The 15,351-nt window shown below is 73.4% G+C and carries 13 protein-coding genes; 7 read left to right on the forward strand and 6 right to left on the reverse strand.

The window, feature by feature from the left end:
- Positions 1-52: 52 nt before the first annotated feature.
- Positions 53-772, forward strand: coding sequence for an FCD domain-containing protein (locus AB0F52_RS13515; RefSeq protein ID WP_360169138.1), 720 nt, complete (start codon positions 53-55; stop codon positions 770-772).
- Positions 773-844: 72 nt separating this feature from the next.
- Positions 845-2,755, forward strand: coding sequence for a transglycosylase domain-containing protein (locus AB0F52_RS13520; protein WP_360169141.1), 1,911 nt, complete (start codon positions 845-847; stop codon positions 2,753-2,755).
- Between the two features lies 1 nt (position 2,756).
- Here the strand turns inward: AB0F52_RS13520 and AB0F52_RS13525 are convergent, their stop codons facing one another.
- Positions 2,757-3,413, reverse strand: coding sequence for an O-methyltransferase (locus tag AB0F52_RS13525; protein ID WP_103337405.1), 657 nt, complete (start codon positions 3,411-3,413; stop codon positions 2,757-2,759).
- 71 nt (positions 3,414-3,484) lie between these two features.
- Here AB0F52_RS13525 and AB0F52_RS13530 point away from each other — a divergent pair, with 71 nt between their 5' ends.
- Positions 3,485-4,807 (forward strand): PLP-dependent aminotransferase family protein, encoded by a 1,323-nt coding sequence (locus AB0F52_RS13530; RefSeq protein ID WP_360169597.1) that lies wholly within the window; start codon positions 3,485-3,487, stop codon positions 4,805-4,807.
- 95 nt (positions 4,808-4,902) lie between these two features.
- Complete coding sequence (locus AB0F52_RS13535; RefSeq protein WP_360169144.1) at positions 4,903-6,036, forward strand: NAD(P)/FAD-dependent oxidoreductase; 1,134 nt, start codon at positions 4,903-4,905, stop codon at positions 6,034-6,036.
- 1 nt (position 6,037) lies between these two features.
- Here the strand turns inward: AB0F52_RS13535 and AB0F52_RS13540 are convergent, their stop codons facing one another.
- From AB0F52_RS13540 to AB0F52_RS13550, 3 genes are all read right to left on the reverse strand, one after another.
- On the reverse strand, positions 6,038-7,831 hold the full coding sequence (locus AB0F52_RS13540) for a hypothetical protein (RefSeq protein ID WP_360169147.1): 1,794 nt from the start codon (positions 7,829-7,831) through the stop codon (positions 6,038-6,040).
- A 517-nt stretch (positions 7,832-8,348) separates the two neighbouring features.
- Positions 8,349-10,331 carry an SDR family oxidoreductase gene (locus AB0F52_RS13545; protein WP_360169150.1) on the reverse strand — a complete coding sequence of 661 codons (1,983 nt, stop codon included), beginning with the start codon at positions 10,329-10,331 and terminating at the stop codon, positions 8,349-8,351.
- A gap of 84 nt (positions 10,332-10,415) precedes the next feature.
- Entirely contained in the window at positions 10,416-10,616 is a 201-nt protein-coding gene (locus tag AB0F52_RS13550) for a hypothetical protein (protein WP_013223722.1), read from the reverse strand.
- Positions 10,617-10,821: 205 nt separating this feature from the next.
- Here AB0F52_RS13550 and AB0F52_RS13555 point away from each other — a divergent pair, with 205 nt between their 5' ends.
- The gene (locus tag AB0F52_RS13555) at positions 10,822-12,045 is read left to right on the forward strand and encodes an FAD-dependent oxidoreductase (protein ID WP_360169153.1); all 1,224 of its coding nucleotides are present in this window, start codon (positions 10,822-10,824) and stop codon (positions 12,043-12,045) included.
- Here the strand turns inward: AB0F52_RS13555 and AB0F52_RS13560 are convergent.
- Entirely contained in the window at positions 12,038-12,757 is a 720-nt protein-coding gene (locus AB0F52_RS13560; protein ID WP_360169156.1) for a MerR family transcriptional regulator, read from the reverse strand. The two genes, AB0F52_RS13555 and AB0F52_RS13560, sit on opposite strands and share 8 nt — an antisense overlap.
- Positions 12,758-12,811: 54 nt before the next feature.
- Here AB0F52_RS13560 and AB0F52_RS13565 point away from each other — a divergent pair, with 54 nt between their 5' ends.
- Complete coding sequence (locus AB0F52_RS13565; RefSeq protein ID WP_285989124.1) at positions 12,812-13,066, forward strand: hypothetical protein; 255 nt, start codon at positions 12,812-12,814, stop codon at positions 13,064-13,066.
- Here the strand turns inward: AB0F52_RS13565 and AB0F52_RS13570 are convergent.
- On the reverse strand, positions 13,056-14,291 hold the full coding sequence (locus AB0F52_RS13570; protein WP_360169159.1) for a multidrug effflux MFS transporter: 1,236 nt from the start codon (positions 14,289-14,291) through the stop codon (positions 13,056-13,058). The genes AB0F52_RS13565 and AB0F52_RS13570 overlap by 11 nt on opposite strands.
- A gap of 206 nt (positions 14,292-14,497) precedes the next feature.
- Between AB0F52_RS13570 and AB0F52_RS13575 the strand changes: the two genes are divergently transcribed.
- On the forward strand, positions 14,498-15,349 hold the full coding sequence (locus AB0F52_RS13575; protein WP_360169162.1) for a fumarylacetoacetate hydrolase family protein: 852 nt from the start codon (positions 14,498-14,500) through the stop codon (positions 15,347-15,349).
- Positions 15,350-15,351: the final 2 nt, after the last annotated feature.

Consider the following 15,351-nt stretch of genomic DNA (forward strand, 5'->3'; position numbering starts at 1 on the left):
CGGCAAGAACACAGTGTGACCGCCGCTTCCGCACGGCGCCTAGACTCGCGGGATGGAGTCGACCTCGGTGGTGAATGCCGGCGAAGCGCTGTTCCGGCCGGTCCGCACCGGCAACGCTTTCGAGGAGACCGTCGAGCGGCTGCTGCAGGCGATCCGGCTGGGCGTGGTCGGCGCGGGGGAGCGGCTCCCGTCCGAACGCGAACTCGCCGAACGGCTCGGCGTCAGCCGCGTCACGTTGCGCGAGGCCATCCGGGCGCTCTCCGACGCCGGTTACGTGGAGTCACGGCGGGGCCGCTACGGCGGCACGTTCGTGCACGACACCCTGCCCGCCCCGCCCGAGCCCGGCGGGACGGTCGACACCGTTTCGCTGGAAGACGCGCTGAGCCTCCGCTACGTCCTCGAGACCGGCGCCGCCGAGATGGCCGCCGCGCGGTCGCTGAGCCCGGCCGACCGGCAGCACCTCACCGGCACCCTCGCCGAGGCCGCCGGCGCGGACCTCGGCGACTACCGCCGCAAGGACTCCCGGCTGCACCTGGCCATCGCCGAGGTGACCGCGTCCGGCTCGCTGACCACGGCGATGGCCGACGCCCGGACCCGCGTCAACCAGCTGCTCGACCGGATTCCACTGCTCCCGCCCAACCTCGAGCACTCGAACGCCCAGCACGAGGCGATCGTGGACGCGATCCTCGCCGGCGACGCGGCCGCCGCGCGCCGGGCGATGGCGGAGCACATCGAAGGCACGGCCTCGCTGCTGCGCGCCTTCCTTTCCTGAGCTTCACAGGATTCGAACAACCTCGGCCGGGTTGTCCCAGAACTTTGTCACCCGTCCGGCCGTCATCCGTTCGTGACCTTGTCGACGGAGGAAGACCCCGAAACCACCGCGAAGCCGGACACCCCTCGCGGGCGGAGATGGCGCCGCGTCCGGCGGATCGCCGGCTGGACGTTCGGCGTCCTCGTCGGCGGCCCGCTGATCGCCTTCTGGGTCGCCTACCTCGTGCTCGACGTCCGCAGCCCCCAGGACGTCCTGGCCGGGCTCGGCAAGACCGTCGTCTTGAAGTACGCGGACGGGTCCGAGCTGCTCAAGGTGATCCCGGCCGACGGCGACCGGAGTTTCGTCCCCTACACGCAGGTGCCCGCGAAGCTGCGCGACGCCATCATCGCCACCGAGGACCCGACCTTCTGGGACAACCAGGGGTTCGACCCGACCGGCATCGGCCGCGCGTTCCTCACCGGCGTCGGCGGCGGGTCCGGGATCACCCAGCAGTACATCAAGAAGTCCACCGGCGAGGACGACGCGACGCTCGGGCGCAAGTTCGCCGAGCTCGTGCTGGCCACGAAGATCACCCAGGAACAGGGCAAGGAACAGATCTTCGAGAGCTACGTCAACATCATCTCCTTCGGCCGCGGCACGTTCGGCCCCGCGGCGGCGATGAACGCCTACTTCGGCAAGAAGCTCGACGGCTCGATCACCTGGAGCGAAGCCGCCTTCCTCGCCGGGATGATCCAGTCGCCGTCGGTCCACGACCCCGCCGCCTCGGGCGACCTCCACGCCGCCCGGCGCTGGCAGTACGTGCGCGACAAGCTCGTGAGCCGGGGGTACGTCAAGGACGGCGAAGCGATGGCCTACCCCGGCGGCGAGATCCAGCCGCCGTCGGAGACCCGCGCCGGCCGCGTCACCTACGACGAGTTCCACGTCAAGCAGCAGGTCCTCGCCGAGCTGGAGCGCGACGGCTTCCCGCTCGGCCGGCTCCAGCAGGGGAACATGACCGTCGAGACGACGCTGGACCGCAGCCGGCAGGACGCGGCGAAGAAAGCCCTGCGCGAGAGGCTGGACGGCGAGCCGAAGGAGTTCCGCGGGGCCGTCGTCGCGATCGACCCGGCGAACGGGGCCGTGCGCGCCTACTACGGCGGTGACCAGGGTGTCCGCGACTACGCGGGCAGCCCGCACGCGCTCGGCACGGCGTTCCACCCGTTCACGCTCGCCGCGGCGCTGGACCACGGCTACGGCCCGGACCGGCCGATCCCGTCGCCGTCGAAGGTGGAGTTCCTCGGCGAGAACTTCCAGTACCCGGACGTCTGCGGCCCGAAGTGCACCCCGCGTTCGGCGATGGCGGCGCACGCCGACGGCCCGTTCATCGCGCTGGCGAAGAAGCTCGGCCCGGACGCGCTGAGCGAAGCCGCGCGGCAGGCCGGCATCCCGGAGGCCGTCGACGGTGTCCCGACCCTGCGCGAAAAGGACGGCTTCCTGATCGGGGCGGGCATCGTCATCGGCCGGTACCCGCTGCGGCCGCTGGACGTCGCGGGCGCCTACGGGACCTTCGCCGCCGATGGCCGGCGCGCTGCTCCGCACCTGGTCGCGAAGGTGCGTGACGGAAGCGGCTCGGTCGTCTGGGAAAGCCCGGACACCGCGCGCCCGGCGTTCGGCGACGGCGACGCGAGCCGCCGCGTCGCCGCGGAGGTCACCGGCACGCTGGGCTCGGTGCTGCCCGGCGGCCGCCCGGCCGCGCTGCGCACCGGCGAGGCCGAGCACGGCAACAGCCCCGACAACCAGGACGCCTGGGCCGTCGGCTACACCCCGCAGCTGGTGACGGCGGTCTGGGTCGGCTCCGACGACGAGCGGCGGCTGAAGGACGCGAGCGGCCGGAAGCTGACCGGTGACGTCGTCCCGGCCGACATCTGGCGCGCGTTCATGACGGGCGCGCACCGGGGACTGCCGGCCCGGCCGCTGCCGGGCAGCGCGCGGCCCGCGCGGTGAGTCAGCGGACCAGGGCGAGCACGAACCCGTCGTACCCCTTGCCGCCGACGGTCTGGACCGCGGTCGCGTCGATCCGGTCCTCGGTGGCCAGCAGGTCGAACATCTCGCGCGCGCCGCGGACGTTCGGGTCGTCGCTGCTCGCGTCGGCCACCCGGCCCTGCCGGACGACGTTGTCGACGACGATCGCCGTGCCCGGCCGCGCCAGCGCCAGCGAGGCGCGCACGTAGTTGGCGAGGTTGACCTTGTCGGCGTCGATGAACACGAAGTCGAACGGCCCGGTCAGCGTCGGCAGCGTGTCGAGCGCGGCGCCGACGCGGATGTCCACGACGTCCTCGCCGAAGCCCGCCCGCGCCAGGTTGGCCCGCGCGACCTCGGCGTGCTTCGGCTCGTACTCGCAGGTCACGAGCTTGCCGCCGGCCGGCAGCGCGCGGGCGAGCCAGACGGTGCTGTACCCGCCGAGCGTGCCGATCTCCAGGATCGTGCGCGCCCCGGCGAGCCGGGCCAGCAGGTGGAGCAGCTTGCCCTGGTTGGGCGCGACGGCGATGTGCGGCAGCCCGGCGGCGTCGGCATCGGCCGATGCGGCGTCGAGCACCGGGTCGGGGGCGAGCAGCGCGCCGGCGAGGTAGTCGTCGACTTCGGTCCAGATCTGGTCGGTCATGGCACCTCCACCCTCAATCTAGCCCGGGTGGGATCATGCTCGCCGGGAGCGTTTCCGGCGGGAAGGGGATCATGGACGACTACCGCGTCGTCGCGGACGCCCTCGCCGCCGACATCGAGGCGGGCCGCCTCCGCCCCGGCGACCGGCTCCCGCCCCAGCGCCGCTTCGCACGGCAGCGCGGCATCGCCGGCTCCACCGCCGCGCGCGTCTACGGCGAGCTCGTCCGGCGTGGCCTGGCCGTCGGCGAGGTCGGGCGCGGCACGTTCGTCCGCGCGGCGAAGCCACCGCCCGAACCCGCGCTCGCCGAACCCGGTGGCGCCCGCGTCGACCTCGAGCTCAACTTCGCCGTCCTGCCGGAGGAGTCGGCGCGGCTGGCCCGCGCGCTCGAACCGCTGCTGCGCGCCGACGTCCTGACCGCGGCCCTGCACCCGATCGGCGCCGCCGGCACCCCGGTGGCCCGGGAGGCGGTGGCCGGCCTGCTCGCCCGCGGCGACTGGCGCCCGGACCCGGCAGCGCTGCTGTTCACCGGCAACGGCAGGCAGGCCCTGGCGGCCTCGATCGCCGCGTTCGTGCCGGTGGGGGAGCGGCTCGCCGTGGAGTCGCTGACGTACCCGGTGGTGAAGGCCCTCGCGTCGCGCCTCGGCGTGGAACTCGTGCCGATCGAAACCGACGAGTCCGGGCTGGTGCCGGCGGCGCTCGCCGCGGCCGGGCCGGTCCGCGCGCTCTACGTCCAGCCGACGCTGCACAACCCGCTCGGCACGACGATGCCGCCGCAGCGCCGCGCCGAGCTCGCCGACGTCGTGGGCCGCCTGGACCTGCCGGTGATCGAGGACGGCATCTACACGTTCCTGCGCAACGAGGTACGTCCGTTCGCCGCGTACGCGCCGGAGCGCACGGTGTTCGTCGACAGCCTGTCCAAGCGGGTCGCACCGGGCCTGACGGCGGGGTTTTTGGTGCCGCCCCCGGCGTGGACGGCCCGGCTGGCGTCGTCGGTGCGCTCGGGGGCCTGGGCCGCGTCGCGCTTCGCCGTCGAGGCGGCGACGCAGTGGATCGTGACGGGCGCCCTGGCGGAGATCGAGGCGGCGAAACGCCGTGACGCGGCCGCGCGGGCATCGGTGGTGGCGGCGAAGCTGCCGGGCCTGCGCGGCGATCCGGCGTCGTACCACCGCTGGTGGGAGCTGCCGGACCAGTGGCGGGCGGAGACGTTCGTCGCGGCGGCGGCCCGCCGGGGGATCGCCCTGTCCCCGGCGGCGGCGTTCGCGGTCCTGCCGGGCCACGCGCCGAACGCGGTCCGGATCGCGGTGTCGGCCCCACCGGTGGAGACGCTCGCCTCGGCACTCGGCGTCCTGGCGGGGCTGGCGAGCGGCAGCCCGGACGACCTGCTGGCCGACTGACAGCGGCTGCCAGCGGCGTGCCAGCTCCGTGTGCGGTCCGCGCCAGTGATCTTCGCCAGCCTTCGGGGTGTCACACCGACCCCGAAGGAGCACCCATGCACGTCACGATCATCGGCGCCGGCCTCGGCGGCCTCACCCTCGCCCGCGTCCTGCACGTCCACGGCATCCCGGCCGAGGTCTACGAAGCCGAGTCCTCCCCGACGGCCCGGATGCAGGGCGGGATGCTCGACATCCACGACTACAACGGGCAGCTCGCCGTCGAGGCGGCCGGGCTCACGGCCGAGTTCCGCGGCCTGGTCCTCGAGGGCCGCCAGGCGATGCGGATCCTCGACCGCAACGGCAGCCTCCTGTTCGAGAAGCCCGACGACGGCTCCGGCGGCCGCCCGGAGGTGCTGCGCGCGGACCTGCGGCGGATGCTGCTCGACGCGCTCCCGGACGGCACTGTCCACTGGGGACGGAAGGTCACCGCGGCCCGCACCCTCGGCGACGGCCGCCACGAGGTCGCCTTCGCCGACGGGAGCACCGTCGGCACGGACCTCCTGGTCGGCGCCGACGGTGCCTGGTCGAAGATCCGGCCCCTGCTCACCGGCGCCACTCCCGAGTACGTCGGCGAGGCGTGCGTCGAGACCTACCTGTTCGACGCCGACACCCGGCACCCGGCCACCGCGGCCGCGGTCGGCGGCGGCTCCATGGCCGCCAACGGCGGAACACCGGACGAGGCGATCAACGCGCACCGGGAGAGCGGTGACACCCTGCACGCCTACGTGGCGCTCACCCGCCCGCTCGATTGGTTCGCCGCCATCGACTTCACCGATCCCGCCGCGGCCGCGGCACGGATCGCGGCGGAGTTCGACGGCTGGGCCCCGGAGCTGACCGCGCTGATCACCGCCGCCGACACCGCCCCGGTCCTGCGGCCGTACCACGCCCTCCCGATCGGGCTCCGCTGGGACCGCGTGCCGGGCGCGACCCTCGTCGGCGACGCCGCCCACCTCACGGCGCCGAACGGTGAAGGCGCGAACCTGGCCATGCTCGACGGCGCCGAACTCGGCCAGGCCTTCGCCGCGCACCCCGGCGATGTCGAGGCGGCGCTCGCCGAGTACGAGGCGGCCATGTTCACCCGCAGCGCGAACCCGGTCGACGAAGCGGTCCTGCTCGAGAGCTTGTTCGGGGACGGCGAGGTCCCCCGGGCGATGTTCGACCTGATGCGGGGCCGCGAGCAGGCTTCCTGAGTCAGGGGGCGTACTTGCCGACGAAGCTGCCGCAGGTCACGGCCCGGCCGGTGAGCCGGGCCTGGATCGCCTTTTCCAGGCCGAGGTAGTCGAACACCGGTGTGTCGGGCGGGATCGACTCCGGTACCGGGCCGCCCGTCGCGAGCATCCGGATCGAGTCCGTCTCGAACAGGACCAGGTAGCCGCCTTCGCGGTTCAGCTCGTCCGCCCTCGCGAGCATGCGCTCGGGCGCGGTGCCGACGATCTCCAGCGGCAGCGGCCATTCGAGGGGGAACGGGTTGCGCAGGCCGAACGCGGGGTAGGCGAACGGGCTGTCCGGCAGGATCGCCGTCCGCGCGGCCGGGAAGCGGTCCAGGCAGTCGCGGATCTGCCGGACGAAGGTGAAGGTCGAGGGGTTGGTGCGGATGCCGGCCATCGCCGGGGTGACCGCCCCGAGGTCTTCGGTCAGCCGGTCGTGCCCGAGGTCGAGGTACGCGGCCTGGTCGTGGCGGGCGACGACGACCCACCCGCAGACCGCCACCGCCACACACCCGGCCGTCGCCGTCACCGCCCGGGTCCAGCCCGGCCGCGGGCGGGGCGGGACCAGGTGGCCCAGCAGCAGCAACGCCGTCAGGGCCAGGGTGCCGGTGAGCAGCGTCGGGGTGTCGTTGCCCCAGGACAGGCTGGTCATGAACCCGGTGGCGAGCACGAGCAGGCCGGCCCAGGGCACCTTCCGCCGCACGGCCGCGTTCACCGGCACGCTGACCGCGACGATCCACCACAGGACGTCCGCCCAGCGCGAGGAGCCGGTGAACCGGCCGTCGACGACGGTCCAGACCACCGCCGCGGCGCCCGCCAGCACCAGCACCCAGGACGCGATCCGCCCGGCCACGCCCAGCCGGTCACCCGGCAGCCGGACGGCCAGGAGCACGACGGCGATCGCGGCGAAGAAGGTCAGCTCCCGCACGGGTGCCCTGGTCAGCACCTCCGGGTCGTCGAGCCACAGCCCGAGCAGCCGCTCGCCGTAGGCGGGCACGCCGCCGGTGAGCTGCTCGACCATCTCCGCGAAGCCGCCGCCGAGGCTCACCCACGCCACGTACGCCAGCCCGGGCGCGCCGAGCGCGAGGAGGTCGAGGACCAGCCGGCGCCACCAGCTCGCCGTGCGCAGCGCCCCCGCCCGCGTGGCCGGGTGCAGCAGCAGCCACAGCACGCCGATCACGGCGGCCAGCGCGAAGCTCTGCTTGACGAACGCCGCGCAGCCGAGCAGCACCAGCCCGCCGCGGCGGGCGAGCGCGCGGCCGCTGCCCAGCCCCGCGTCGAGGGCCCACGCGCCGCACGCGGTGAGCGCGATGCCGTCCACGGTGTGCCACGCCATCAGCGGGAACGCGTTGAGGTTGATCAGCGACGCGGCCGCGACCAGCGCCGTCATCCCGGGGCCCCAGTCGAGCACCCGGCGCCGCGTGACCAGCGTGGCGAACGCGATCGTGGCCACGATGATCTCGATCATGGACAGGAAGCTGGAGCCGAAGAACAGCGGCATCGGCAGCGCGAAGTCGGCGACGTGCAGCACCGCGGACCCCAGCGGGCGGGCGGAGATGATGTCGGCGTGCGGGACTTCGCCGTGCAGCACGCGCCACGCCTGGGCGAGGATGAAGCCCTGGTCGGAGGGGTGGAAGCCGAAGCGGCCGACGCGGAGTTCGGTGGCCAGCGCGAGCAGCAGCACCCAGCCGGCGTGGACGCTCCAGCGCAGCAGCGGCCGGCGCTGCCTGCCGGGCGCCGGCGTCGTGGCGATGTGCGCAGGACTCGCCACGGCCACGCCCCGCCCGCCTTCCGCTCCTGATCACACCCCGGGAAGCGATGGTAGCGGCCGGTCCACCGCACCCGGCGGACCGCACCCGGATGCCCGCCGGAAGGTCGCGAATGACTCATTCGGGACCTCCGGCGCCGCGAATGAGTCATTCGCGGCACCGGGTGCGGCGGAAACCGCCCGCGAAGGCCCCGAACCGGGGCCGGGCACGTGCCCGGCCCCGGCCGGACTCACCCGAGGGTGCGCCGCGCGGTGCCGATCACGGCCGTCTTGTCGGTCGCGGCGCTGCGTTGCCCTGAGCTGTCTACGCTGAATACCGGCATTTCGAACTCCCCAGTTGAAGCCCGCACGGGTGTACGGGACTCGCGCGAGGGTAGAAGTACCGTCGGTCGCGTGCCACCGTTTCGGCGGAATTCGCGGGAATCAGGCACGGTGTCGCCAGATGAGTCGGGGCATCGACGCGGGGGAGGCCGCCTGTCTCGGGCGCGGACTCCGGCATGGCCGGGGAGACCAGGGTTCGTGGGTATCAGGCGCGGCGGCGCCAGATGAGCCGGGTCACCGCCGCGGCGACCGATGCCGGGGCGGACCGGTGGGGAAGGCCGCGTGCCTCGGGTGCGGACTCCGGCATCGCCCGGTAGGCCAGGTGCGCGGCGAACCGGGCGAGCTTCGGCGCGGCGAGCGTCGCCAGTTCGGCGGCGCGGCCTTCGGGGAGGCTGAGGATCTCCGGCCGCTCCTCGCACGCCCGCACCACCAGCGCCGCGGCGCGTTCCGGGCTGCTGGACGGGATCCCGCGGTAGCCGGTCGGCGCGATCATCGGCGTCCGGACCAGCGGCATCCGCACCGACGTGAACGTGACGCCGTCCGAAAGCGTCTCGCGCCCGGCCGTCAGCCCGAACTCCTCCAGGGCCGCCTTCGACGCCAGGTAGGCCGAAAAGCGCGGGGTGTCGGTCTGCAGGCCCTGGGTCGTGACGTTGACGACGTGGCCGAACCGGCGCTCGGCCATCGACGGCAGGAAGCCGAGGATCAGCCGGACCGGGCCGAAGTAGTTGATCGCCATCGTGCGCTCGAAGTCGTGGAACCGCTGCGTGGACAGCGCGACCGAGCGCCGGATCGAGCGGCCGGCGTTGTTCACCAGCACGTCCACCGCGCCGTGGTCGCCGAGCACGTCCTTGACCAGCGCGTCGACGGCGTCGCCGTCGGTGAGGTCGCACGGGTACGCCGCGGCGGTGCCGCCGGCCGCGAGGATTTCCGCCCGCACCTCTTCGAGCTCCGAAGCGCGGCGCGCCACGAGGATCACTTTCGCGCCCTTGCGGGCCACGGCGAGCGCCGACGCGCGGCCGATCCCGGACGACGCGCCGGTGATCAGCACCGTCCGCCCGGCCAGGCCGTGGGTGCGGCGCGCGCGGTCGGGGTCGAGGTGGGCCTGCCAGTACCGGTAGAGCGGCGCCGCGTAGTCCCGCAGCTCGGGGAGCTCGAGGCCGCTGCCGAACAGCGCTGTCGTGGTGCGTGCGGTGTCGAAGACGACGTCCATGGTCAGGTGCGGCAGCACGGCCAAGGGGACGCCGAGCTCGTCCAGGACGGCCGCGCGGGCGCCGCAGCGCCCCCACGGCACGCGGTCGAGCCCGGCCGCGGCCGCGTGCGCCAGGCGGCCACCCGCACGCCGCAGCGCGCCCGAGGGCCCGGCGGGCAGCACGGCCCGGATCACCGGCCCGCCCGCGGCGCGCGCGAAGGCGTTGTAGACGGAGTTGAGCGGCTGCGGGCGCGCGGCGGCGAGGTGGTAGGTCGTCCCCGAGGGGGCGTCCCGGTGCATCAGGAAGTCCATCGCCTCGACGACGTAGTCGACCGGCACCAGGTTCGTCGCGCCCAGGTCGGGTGCGGCCAGCGGGAGCCGCCGGGGCAGGGCGGCCAGCCGCGAAATCGCCGGGAGGAAGTAGTAGGGCCCGTCGACCTTGTCCATCTCGCCGGTGCGCGAGTCGCCGACGACGGCCGAGGGCCGGTAGACGCGGAAGGGCAGCGACTGCTCGCGGACGAGCTTTTCGGCCTGGAACTTCGTCGCGTGGTACGGCGAGCCGAAGCGCTGGCCGAGGTCGAAGTCGGTCTCGGTGAACCGCCCGGCGTGGTCGCCGGCGACGGCGATCGACGACACGTGGTGCACGAGCCCGGCCCGCGCCGCGGCGGCGAAGGCGAGCAGGTGCCGGGTGCCCTCGACGTTGGCGTGCCGGTTGGCGTCCTCGCCGGCGGTGAGGTCGTAGATCGCGCCGAGGTGGACGACGTGGTCGAGGTGGGGCAGATCGGCGGGGTCGGCACCGAGCCGGGGTTCGGCGAGGTCGCCGAGCACCGGGTGCAGCTTGTCCGCGGCCGGCCAGTCGCGCGCCGAGGTGGCCAGGCGCTCGCGGGAGGTCTCCCGCACCAGCGCGTACACCGCGGACGTCTCGGGCCGCTTCAGCAGCCGCGCGACCAGGCGTTTTCCGATGAAGCCCGTCGCGCCCGTCACGAAGTAGGTCGTCATGGCCGGTCCCTTCAGTCGGGACGGACTCTAACCTACTGCAAAGTAGGAACGGTAGTTGTCAGTATTGCCGGGGTCGACCCCCGGCTAGCTTTCTTCTTCGTCGGCCGTCGCGACGACCGCGTCCCGCAGGGCGGCCCGCAGCCGTCCGACGTCGAGCGGCCCGAGTACCGCCGCTTCGCCCGGCGGCGCGACCAGCACCACCTTGTCGTTGCTGACGAACACCGTCACGTCCCTGCGCCTGCCGGCCAGATCTCGGCAGCCGATCGACCACTCGCCCCGACTCATGGTCGCCGCCCTCCGCTTCCCTTGTCGTGGTCGTGCTTCGTGCGAGGGTGGGAGCGGCCCCCGGCGGAGCTATGACGCGGGTTCACCCGATCTGCCTACTCGCGGGTTTTGTCTTGCGCTTCGCGGGTTTTCGGCGTAGCTCCGGTCGTGGCGCGGCCGGTTCGGGAGTAGCGTCCCGGGGCACGAGCCGTCCCGGGAGGTCTGGATGTCGGAACCGCGGAAGATCGTCATCGTCGGTGCGGGCCTGGGTGGGGCATCCGCGGCGGCCGCGGTGCGCGAACGCGGGTACACCGGCGAAATCCTGCTGATGGGCTCGGATCCGCACCGCCCGTACGAGCTGCCGCCGCTGTCGAAGGGCGTGCTGCTGGGCAACGCCGACGAGCCCGACTGGGTGCACGAAGAGAAGTTCTACGCCGAGAAGGACATCCGCTTCAGCGCCGGCGTCACGGCGACCCGGCTCGAGCTCGGCGCCCGGCTGGTGCTCGACGACGCGGGCGGCGAACACCGCTACGACCGGCTGGTGCTGGCGACCGGCTCCCGGCCGCGCCCGCTGCCGGTGCCCGGCGGCGACCTGCCCGGGCTGTACACGCTGCGCACCCTCGACGACGCGCTCAAGCTGCGTTCGGCGTTCGCCGCGGCCGAGCGCGTGGTGATCGTCGGCGCCGGCTGGATCGGCTCCGAAGCGGCCGCGGCGGCCAGGAAGCACGACGCGGAGGTGACGGTCGTCGACCCGGTGCCGGTGCCCCTGGCGAACGTGGTCGGCGAGACGGTCGGCGGGGTGTTCCGGGACCTGCACGTCTCGAACGGCGTGCACTACCGCTTGGGCGAGCAGGTCGCGGAGATCACGGGCGGCCCGGACGGCGTCCGCGGCGTGCGGTTGACCGGCGGCGAAGAGCTGACGGCGGACGTGGTCCTGATCGCGGTCGGCGCGGCCCCGAGGGTGGAGCTGGCCCACGCGGCGGGCCTGGAGCTGGCGGACGACGGCGGGGTGGCCGTGGACGCGGGCCTGCGCACATCGGCGCCGGACGTCTACGCGGTGGGCGACATCGCGGCCCACTTCCACCCGCGCTTCGGGCGCCGCGTCCGCGTGGAGCACTGGGCGAACGCGAAGGACCAGGGCGCGCACGTGGCGCAGAACCTGCTGGGCGGCAACGAGCCGTTCCTGGCCTCGCCGTACTTCTTCACCGACCAGTACGACCTGGGCTGCGAGTACCGCGGCCTGGCGGACCCGGCCTCGGACGAACTGGTGATCCGCGGCGACCTGGCCTCCCGCGAGTTCACGGCGTTTTGGCTGCGCGAGGGCGAAGTGGCGGCGGCGATGAACGTGAACATGTGGGACGACGGCGACGCGCTCTCGGCGTTGGTCGACGGCCACACGAAGGTGACGGCGGAGCAGCTGAAGACGGCGGACCTGGCGTCGCTCACCTGAGGCGTTCCCGCAGGAGGGCGTCGAGCCGTCGCCAGGCCGGGGACGACGCGTTCACCGCACCCTGCACCAGCGCCGGAATCGCCGAACCCCGCTCGTACGCGGGCAGTTCCGCGCCGTAGCGGGCCCGGGTCGCGGCAACGAGCCGGTCGGCCAGTGCGTCGACGCGCGGGTCGTGGGGGTCGAGGTCGTGCACCTGGTCGTACTCGAGGACCAGGGACAGCAGTTCCGGGTTGTCGAGCATCGCCGACTGGTCCCGGAAGTTCGTGCGAGCCGTTTCCGGCTGGGTGGCGAACACCAGCAGCCAGAGGTCGCTCTGCAGCGTCACCCACCGCTCGCTGAACCCGAGGCCCGGCAGCCGGGCGAGGTACGCCACCACCTCGTCCGGCAGGGGTGACAACCGGCCGGAAGCCAGGCGCCGCAGCCGGGAGCGGGTGGCCTGCAGGGCCTCGATCCGGGCGGCCAGGTCGTCGTCGATGCGCCGGAGCGCCGCGGCGAGCCCGTCGCCGGAGCGGAGTTCGCGGATGCGGGCCAGCGGGACGCCGGCCTCGGCGAGCGTGCGGACCTTGATCAGCTCGACCGCGTCGGACGCGCGGTACCGGCGGTACCCGGAACTGTCGCGCTCCGGCTCGGGGAGCAGGCCCTTCGCGTGGTAGACGCGGATCGTCTTGGCCGTGACCCCGACGTACCCGGCGAGCTGTCCGATGGTGAGCACCCGGCCATCCTCGCACTTGACCTTGCCCCAGGGGCAAGGTTGCATGCTGACCGCATGACCGACCACGAAACCCTGCGCGCGCTGGCCGACGAAGGCAACGAGACCGCGCTCGACCGGCTGGCCGACCTCGCCGACGCCCGCGGGGACGTCGAGGAGCTGAGCGAGCTGCTGGACGAAGGCTGCGAGCGGGCCGGGGCCCTGCTCACCCGGCGCGCGGTCGCCGCGGGCGACCTGCTGGAGCTGCAGCGGATCGCCGACGCCGGCCACGAACCGGCGGGCGACGAGCTGGAGCGCCTGCTCAGGAAGTAGGAGGTCCGGCCGGCGAAGCGGTCACGGCGTGATCGCGGGTCAGTGCCAGGTACGCCACCAGGGCCAGCACCGCGAACCCGGCCATGGTCGCGGCCATCGGCACCGCCGTTCCCGGTCCGCCCAGGCCGACCAGCGGCGTCGCCACCGCGCCCACCACGAACTGCAGCACTCCCAGCAGCGCCGAAGCCGCCCCGGCCGAGCGTGCGTGTGAAGCCAGCGCCAGGGAACTCGCGTTCGGCATCACCAGGCCGATGCTCGACACCAGCAGGAACAGCGACACCAGGAGCAGCGCCAGCGGCGCCCGGAACAGCACCGAAGCGAGCACGAAGGCGCCGCCCGTCACGCCGAGCAGCAGGCCGGACCGCAGCAACGCCCGCTCCCGGATCCGGCCGACCAGCCGGCCGTTGAGCTGGCCCGCCAGCACGATCCCGACGCCGTTCGCCCCGAACACCACGCTGTACGCCTGCGGGCTGAGCCCGTACACGCCCTGCAGCGCGAACGACGAGCCCGAGATGTAGGCGAACATCGAGGCGAACAACAGCCCGGACGCCAGCGCGTAGCCGGCGAACGACCGGTCCAGCGCCAGCCGCCCGTACGTCCGCAGCACCGGGCCGAGCCGGAGCGGGGACCGCGCGGCCGACGGCTCCGGCAGGAAGAACACCACCACGGCCAGCAGCAGCGCGCCGAACGCCGTCAGCACGACGAACACCCCGCGCCACGACGTCCAGTTCAGCAGCTGCCCGCCGATCAGTGGCGCCAGGATCGGCGCCAGCCCGCTGACCAGCATCAACGTCGAGAAGAACTTCGTCATCGCGGTGCCTTCGAAGAGGTCCCGCACGGTGGCGCGGGCGATCACGATGCCCGCCGCGGCGCCGAGGGACTGCACGAACCGCGCCGCGACCAGCAGCCAGGCATCCGGGCTCACCGCGCACAGCACCGAGCCCACGACGTACAGCGCCAGCCCCGCGAGCAGCGGGCGGCGGCGGCCCAACGCGTCCGACAGCGGGCCGAGCACCAGCTGGCCCAGGGCCAGTCCGACGATGAACGCGCTGAGCGTCAGCTGCACCGTGCTGTCCGTCGCGTGCAGGTCGGCCGCCATCCGGGGCAGCGCGGGCAGGTACATGTCGATCGACAGGGGCCCGAACGCGGTGAGGCCACCCAGCACGAGGACGAACTTCAGCTGCGCCCGCCGGCTCGGCGCGGTACGTTCCGCCGTGGTGGTCATGCACGTCCCTTCGTTCCCTCTCCGGGACCAGCGGGGAGCGCTCCGGCGCTATTCCGGCTGTGACCGGTGACACCCCGTGCTCACCCGACCATGCCCCGACACTGATCCGATCAATTTTGCGACCGATTCGGCGACGGCTCTGGATTGACGGTCTCGACTGCGATATACATCGGATGTCTGGTCGGTGTGGGTGAAGGGAAACATCCGTGCAGCTGCTGCGTCTCGGGGAGCCGGGGAGTGAACGTCCGTTCGTGCGCGCCGGCGACGGCACGACCTACGAACTGGGCGGCCTCACCGCCGACATCGACGGCGGCTTCCTCGCCGCGGACGGGATCGCGCGCGCCGCCGCCGCGCTCGCCGCGGGAGAGCTGCCGGCCGCTTCGGAGACCGGGCTGCGCGTCGGCTCGCCGATCGCCCAGCCCGGCAAGGTCGTCTGCATCGGCATGAACTACCGCCGCCACGCCGAGGAAACCGGCGCGACGCCGCCCACCGAGCCGGTCGTCTTCATGAAGGCGCCGGACGTCGTGGTCGGCCCCGGCGACGACGTCCTCATCCCGCGCGGGTCGGTCAGCACCGACTGGGAGGTCGAGCTCGGCGTCGTCATCGGCAAGACCGCGCGCTACCTCGAGAGCGTCGAAGAAGCCTTGGAGTACGTCGCCGGTTACGTCGTCTCGAACGACGTCTCCGAGCGCGCGCTGCAGTTCCGCACCGCCCAGTGGGACAAGGGCAAGTCCTGCGAGAACTTCAACCCGCTCGGCCCGGCGCTGATCCCCGCGAGCGAGGTGCCCGACCCGCAGGACCTCGGCCTGCGGCTGTGGGTCAACGGCGAGAAGAAGCAGGACTCGTCCACCAAGGACATGATCTTCGGCGTGGCCGAGATCGTCCACCACCTGAGCCAGGTGATGGTGCTGCGGCCGGGTGACCTGATCAACACCGGCACCCCGGAGGGCGTCGCGCTCGGGCAGCCCGACCCGAAGCCGTACCTGCGCGACGGCGACGTCGTCGAACTCGAGATCGACGGTCTCGGACGGCAGCGCCAGACCGCGAGGCAGGCCTGACC

This window comes from Amycolatopsis sp. NPDC024027, from assembly GCF_040638975.1.
GTDB lineage: Bacteria > Actinomycetota > Actinomycetes > Mycobacteriales > Pseudonocardiaceae > Amycolatopsis.